The organism is Arthrobacter sp. 10N418, from assembly GCF_056394725.1.
The window spans coordinates 1-5,083 of record NZ_JBFTIK010000052.1; the positions used below are offsets into that span (position 1 = coordinate 1).

Below are 5,083 nucleotides of genomic sequence, written 5' to 3' on the forward strand. Positions count from 1 at the left end.
GGTGGCGGGCACGCGATGCGTCCGGGGCCCGGTATCACGGAATGGTTACGGTATCCGGGGAACCCATCCGGAACAGTGTTGATGCCGAAGTACTCCTGACAGAAAAAACCCGCCCCGCTGAAACTCCGCGGCCCCCACCACGGCCCCCGCACCGGGACGGGACCACCCCAAAATGACTTCAAGGAGTACTCCCATGCGCACCTCCCTCAAGACCTTCGCCGGAATCGCCGCCGCCGGTTCACTCATGTTCTCCCTGGCCGCCTGCACCCCGGCCAGCAACACCTCCCCCGCCCCGGCTTCCTCCTCGTCCGCCGCGGCCGAAGCGCCGAAGCCGCTGGCCTCCATCCCGGCCCTGACCGGGACGTCCACCGCGGTCAAGCTCGACGCGTCCTTCGCCAAAGCCCTGGAGACCCTGAAGCTCACCCCCGGCGTCATCGGCACCGCCGCACTCACCGACGGTTCCCTCATCTTCCCCATCACCGGCGGCAAGGTCGACTACTACGACCCGTCCAAGGACTACCGCCCCTACGTCCAGGGCCTGATCAGCCACGCCGGCTCCGGGTTCTCCCTCACCTCCGGGGACACCAAGGTCGACCTGACCAACTTCACCATCGACCCGGGCACCTCCAAGCTCTACGGCGACGTCGCAGTCAACGGCACGACCGCCGCGAAACAGGCCTACATCTTCAACCTCGACGGCTCCACCCTCAAGCCCCTCGCGAAGTCCGGCGACACCGCCGTCCTGGAAGGCACCCGCGTGCTGATCTCCGACACCGCCGCCGGCCTACTGAACAAGACCTTCAAGACCGACGCCGTGAAAGCCGACATGCTCGTCGGCATCGCCAAAATCACCGTCAACACCAAGTAACACCGCCAAGACCTGCCGGAGGCATGGTCTGCACCGGCAGAAACGTGCCGCGGACCCTCCAGAGGCTGACGAAGGCCCTGGCCGCCCGGTTTGCTTCTCCGACGCGGAGTACCCGGCTCACGGTCGTCCTGGGCCGTTGGCTCGGGCTGAGTTTCACGGTGTGTTTCCTGACCGGGCTATTCAGCCACGGCCTGCAAAATCCGCCCTCCTGGATGTTCTTCCCCACCAGCCCCGTCTGGATCTACCAGCTCACCCAGGGAATCCATATCACCACCGGGATCGCTTCCATTCCGTTGCTGCTGGCCAAGCTGTGGTCCGTGTATCCGGAGCTGCTCAAGTGGCCGCCGGTCAAATCGGTCGCCCATGGCCTCGAACGTGCCTCGATCGCCCTGTTCATCGCCTCGTCGCTTCTTCAGCTGACAACCGGGCTGATCAATACCTACAAGTGGTATCCCTGGCCCTTCCCCTTCCGCGAGACCCACTACTGGATGGCGTGGGTCATCTGGGGATCCCTGCTGCTGCACATCGGAGTGAAACTTCCGGCCATCATGGCTCACTGGCGCAGGCATGCCATCGAGGTCTCTCCGCTGACCGGCCCTGCGGCCGGCGCCGGGGAAGACACCACACACGGCACGCCGGCCGCGGCAACGCCGGGCCGGTGGTCACGGAGGGCCTTCCTTACCGGGGTCGGAGCGAGCACAGCTGCGCTCGTACTCACCACCGCCGGACAGTCCTTTTTCTGGCTCGGCCCCCTGAACCTGTTCGCCCCCCGCAAAATGGGTACCGGCCCACAATCCGTCCCGGTCAACCGGACCGCGGCCGACGCGAAAGTGGCCGGTCTTGCCCGGGCCGAGGACTGGTCCCTGAGCGTCACCCACCACGGCACCAGCAGGCAGTTCAGCCTGGCCGAACTCCGCGCGCTACCGCAAACCAGTCAGGAACTCCCCATCGCCTGCGTCGAGGGCTGGAGCCAGATGGCCCAATGGCGCGGTGTGACGATGAGGGACCTGCTCGGTGCTGTCGGGGCACCGCCGGATTCGGCGCTGCGCGTGACCAGCCTTGAACCCGAGGGCGCGTACAGGCTCATGTCTATGCCGGCGGAATACGCCCGGGACGAACGCACACTCGTTGCGCTGGAACTCAACGGCGCCGTCCTGGACCTTGACCACGGCTATCCCGCCAGGATCATCGCCCCCGGACGCCCCGGCGTCCTCCAAACCAAATGGCTCCAGTCCCTGGAGGTCCTGTGACCCCGCCGAAGACAACCCCGCTCGACACTACAGTCCGGCCCGTGAAGACAGCCGCGACCGTCAGAGCAGTCAGGATAACCCTCGGCGCGACAGGTGCCGGGCTCATCGGCTACGGCCTCCTGGGCCTCCCCACCCAACTCGGCCCCGCCCAGCTGCTGGGGCTGCTGACGTGGCTCGCCGCCGCGGTTCTCCTGCACGACGGCGTCATCGTGCCGCTATCCACCCTGGCCGGTGCCGGACTGACCCGCCTGGGCTCCGGATTGCGGCCCGTCTCCGCCGCGGTGCTGCGCGGGGCCCTCATGACAGGGGCTGTAGTCACCCTCATCACCGGAATCCTGCTGAAAGCACAGTCAGAGGCCCGCAACACCAGCGTCCTGGAGGCCGACTACGCAGGTCACCTATTCTGGTTCTGGACGATTCTCACTATCGCAGCCGCGGCCGCGATCTACGTCTGTGAACGTTCCGGAACCCCAGGTCCAATCACTCCCGGCAAGCGACAAAAGACACAGCCCTGACGCGGCACCCGCGTCACCGCACAGCGGGCCGCCAGCCCGTTACCTCGGCTCCGCCGGCATCGACGCGGAGGCACCAGCACCGGCATCTGCCAAGCGACTGGAAAATGTATCCGACGAAATCGATCCTGCGTTCTGATCTACGCTCATCGTCAACAACAAGCAGGGTGGAAGATTCGGGGTTTGTGGCCAGCATTCGTGAGCTCGCTGGACGCAACGATCCGTCGCGCGACGGCGTGCTGGGCTTGTGCTGTGGAAACCCTGCGTACAACCAGGTGAGGCCGGCCCACCCAACAACGGGTCGGCCGGCCCCGGCAGCGGGCCTGGACCTGGCATATCACGGCCTCTTCTGACGTTCAGTCGACGTATGCGCATCTGAGAATTCCGTCTAATTCGCCGGTGTGGGCTGTGGCTGTCAATCCGGCCCTTAGCCATGGTAAACGTGAGGAACGTCAGGGCCGCCGCGCCTCCGCCCGCGATGATCAGATCGACTGCCGGTAGCCGAAAAATTCGTGGTCGTTGTTGTAGCCGCCGAGGCCGCCGCCGATGTCAGAGAAGTCTTCGATGAACTCGATCCCTTTGATCCATTTGACCATCTTGAAACCGAGCTCGGTCTCGTTCCGCAGTCGCAGCGGTGCCCCGTGGCCGAACGACACGGGTTGATCGTTCATGTCGTAGGCGAGCATCGTCAGGTGGTAGCTCATCTGCTCAATGGGTTGCGCGTCATAGTACAGACCCCCCTCAGGGCCGAGGGCAAAGGAGTAGAAGATCACCCACTTGGCCTCCGGTTTCGGCTCGACGGTATCGATGATTGTTTGCATGGACACCCCGCCCCATTTCGCGATTCCGGACCAGCCCTGGATGCAGAAGTGCTGGGTGATCTGCTCATGATGCGCCAGGCCCCTCAACTGCTCCAGGGTGAGCTCCACCGGGTTTTCGACAAGACCGTTGATCAGGAGCCTGTAGTCGGCGAAGTTGCCGGCCTGGAGCTGCCTGCACTCGTCCGTGTCGGGGTAATTGCCGTTATGCCAGAAATACGGGGAGATGTCCTTCTGGGTGTACTGACCGGGTGTCGAGTCGATGTGCTCGAAGAGGCTTTGCACAGGCCCGATGAGGGCAAATCCGGCCTTCTGCACGACGCGCGGGTACCGGTAAGTGAACGGGGTGGCGGCCACCCAGCCGACGATCACCACGATCATCGACGCCGCGAAGATCCAGAACCCGGTCCACGATTCCGTGTTCTGGGCTGCATACATGTGGTTCAGGTTCCGGAGGATTCCGGTGGTGATCACGAGGGCGACATGGATAACAATGAAGACCAGGAACCAGCACAGGACAAGGAAGTGCAGCGACCGGGCGGCCTGGATGCTGAAGACGGAACTGATCCGCCGAAACCGCGTCGACAGCGCAGGCGACATGCCAAGGCCCGTGATGAGGGCCAGCGGGGCGGCGAGGAAGACGGTGGCGAAATACGCGATCAGTTGCAGGCTGTTGTAGTTGTTCCACCCGTTCTCGACCGGCCATTCCAAGGACAGGTATTGGATCATCACGGAGATCGAGTTCGGGATCACGTCCCAGCGCATCGGAACCAGGCGCATCCATTGCCCGGTGGAGAACAGAAGGACGTAGAAGACAATTCCGTTGGCCAACCATAAGGTGTCGATGCCCAGGTGCCACCAGCGGGCCAGCCCTATGGAATGCCGGCGCCCCGGCAGACCGACCCCGTCCTGCAGGGTAATCGAGTCCTCTTTGGCTGTGTAGAGCGGGTTGCCCGGGACCGGCTTCTGGACCCGGAACCAGTCCCTGCCCGGGGTGGAGTGCCTGGTCCAGTACAGCCGAGGATGATCCGCCAGGATGGTCGCCCCGGAACGGATGATGAAGATCATGAAAAACAGGTTTAAAAAGTGCTGCCATCCCAGCCACGCCGGAAATCCTACGGGTGCGCCACCGGACATCTCGGACATGCCTGGATACCGTTGCAGGAAATCCTGTACCGCAGGGAGCCCTTTGATTCCTTTCGCGACGGCGACCCCTACCAGCAGCAACAGCAGCCCGATCGGGATCAGCCAGAGCAGATTGAACCACTTCTGACCGACCCGCAATCGCGGAGCAACACCATACTGGGGCGGCACACCCCCGGCCCAGTCCTCATCAACCGCCGTGTATCGCTGATCATCTAGCTCCGTCCGGAAACTCCTTCGTGCTCCCCCGGCACCAATGTCGGGCGCGGGGAGCGGGCGGTCTTGCGAAGAGGGATCCATGCTCCGAAGCCTAACCGCGCCACCAGCCCGGACCACCGCCTGACTGTCAATGGCCAATAGTTTGTGCCCATGGACGGCCAGCAAAAATGCCCGCTGGTGGCCATGAAAACTGCCCGTTCATGGCCACCAGATCTGCCCACCGGGTGTTCGGCGGCGTTGGCCATGTTGGGATGTGGGTTTAGCTCATTGGCG

General features: G+C 63.9%; 4 protein-coding genes. 3 read left to right on the forward strand and 1 reads right to left on the reverse strand.

Annotation, left to right across the window (positions count from 1 at the left end; all coding sequences use genetic code 11):
* Positions 1–193 precede the first annotated feature (193 nt).
* From AC1DCZ_RS19165 to AC1DCZ_RS19175, 3 genes are all read left to right on the forward strand, one after another.
* On the forward strand, positions 194–868 hold the full coding sequence (locus tag AC1DCZ_RS19165) for a hypothetical protein (RefSeq protein WP_476897270.1): 675 nt from the start codon (positions 194–196) through the stop codon (positions 866–868).
* A 212-nt stretch (positions 869–1,080) separates the two neighbouring features.
* Positions 1,081–2,118 (forward strand): molybdopterin-dependent oxidoreductase, encoded by a 1,038-nt coding sequence (locus AC1DCZ_RS19170; RefSeq protein WP_476975983.1) that lies wholly within the window; start codon positions 1,081–1,083, stop codon positions 2,116–2,118.
* Positions 2,119–2,159: 41 nt separating this feature from the next.
* Positions 2,160–2,633 carry a hypothetical protein gene (locus tag AC1DCZ_RS19175; RefSeq protein WP_476975984.1) on the forward strand — a complete coding sequence of 158 codons (474 nt, stop codon included), beginning with the start codon at positions 2,160–2,162 and terminating at the stop codon, positions 2,631–2,633.
* A 479-nt stretch (positions 2,634–3,112) separates the two neighbouring features.
* Here AC1DCZ_RS19175 and AC1DCZ_RS19180 read toward each other — a convergent pair whose 3' ends face one another.
* A complete protein-coding gene (locus AC1DCZ_RS19180; RefSeq protein ID WP_476975985.1) occupies positions 3,113–4,891 on the reverse strand; it encodes a molybdopterin-dependent oxidoreductase in 1,779 nt (592 codons plus the stop codon).
* Positions 4,892–5,083: the final 192 nt, after the last annotated feature.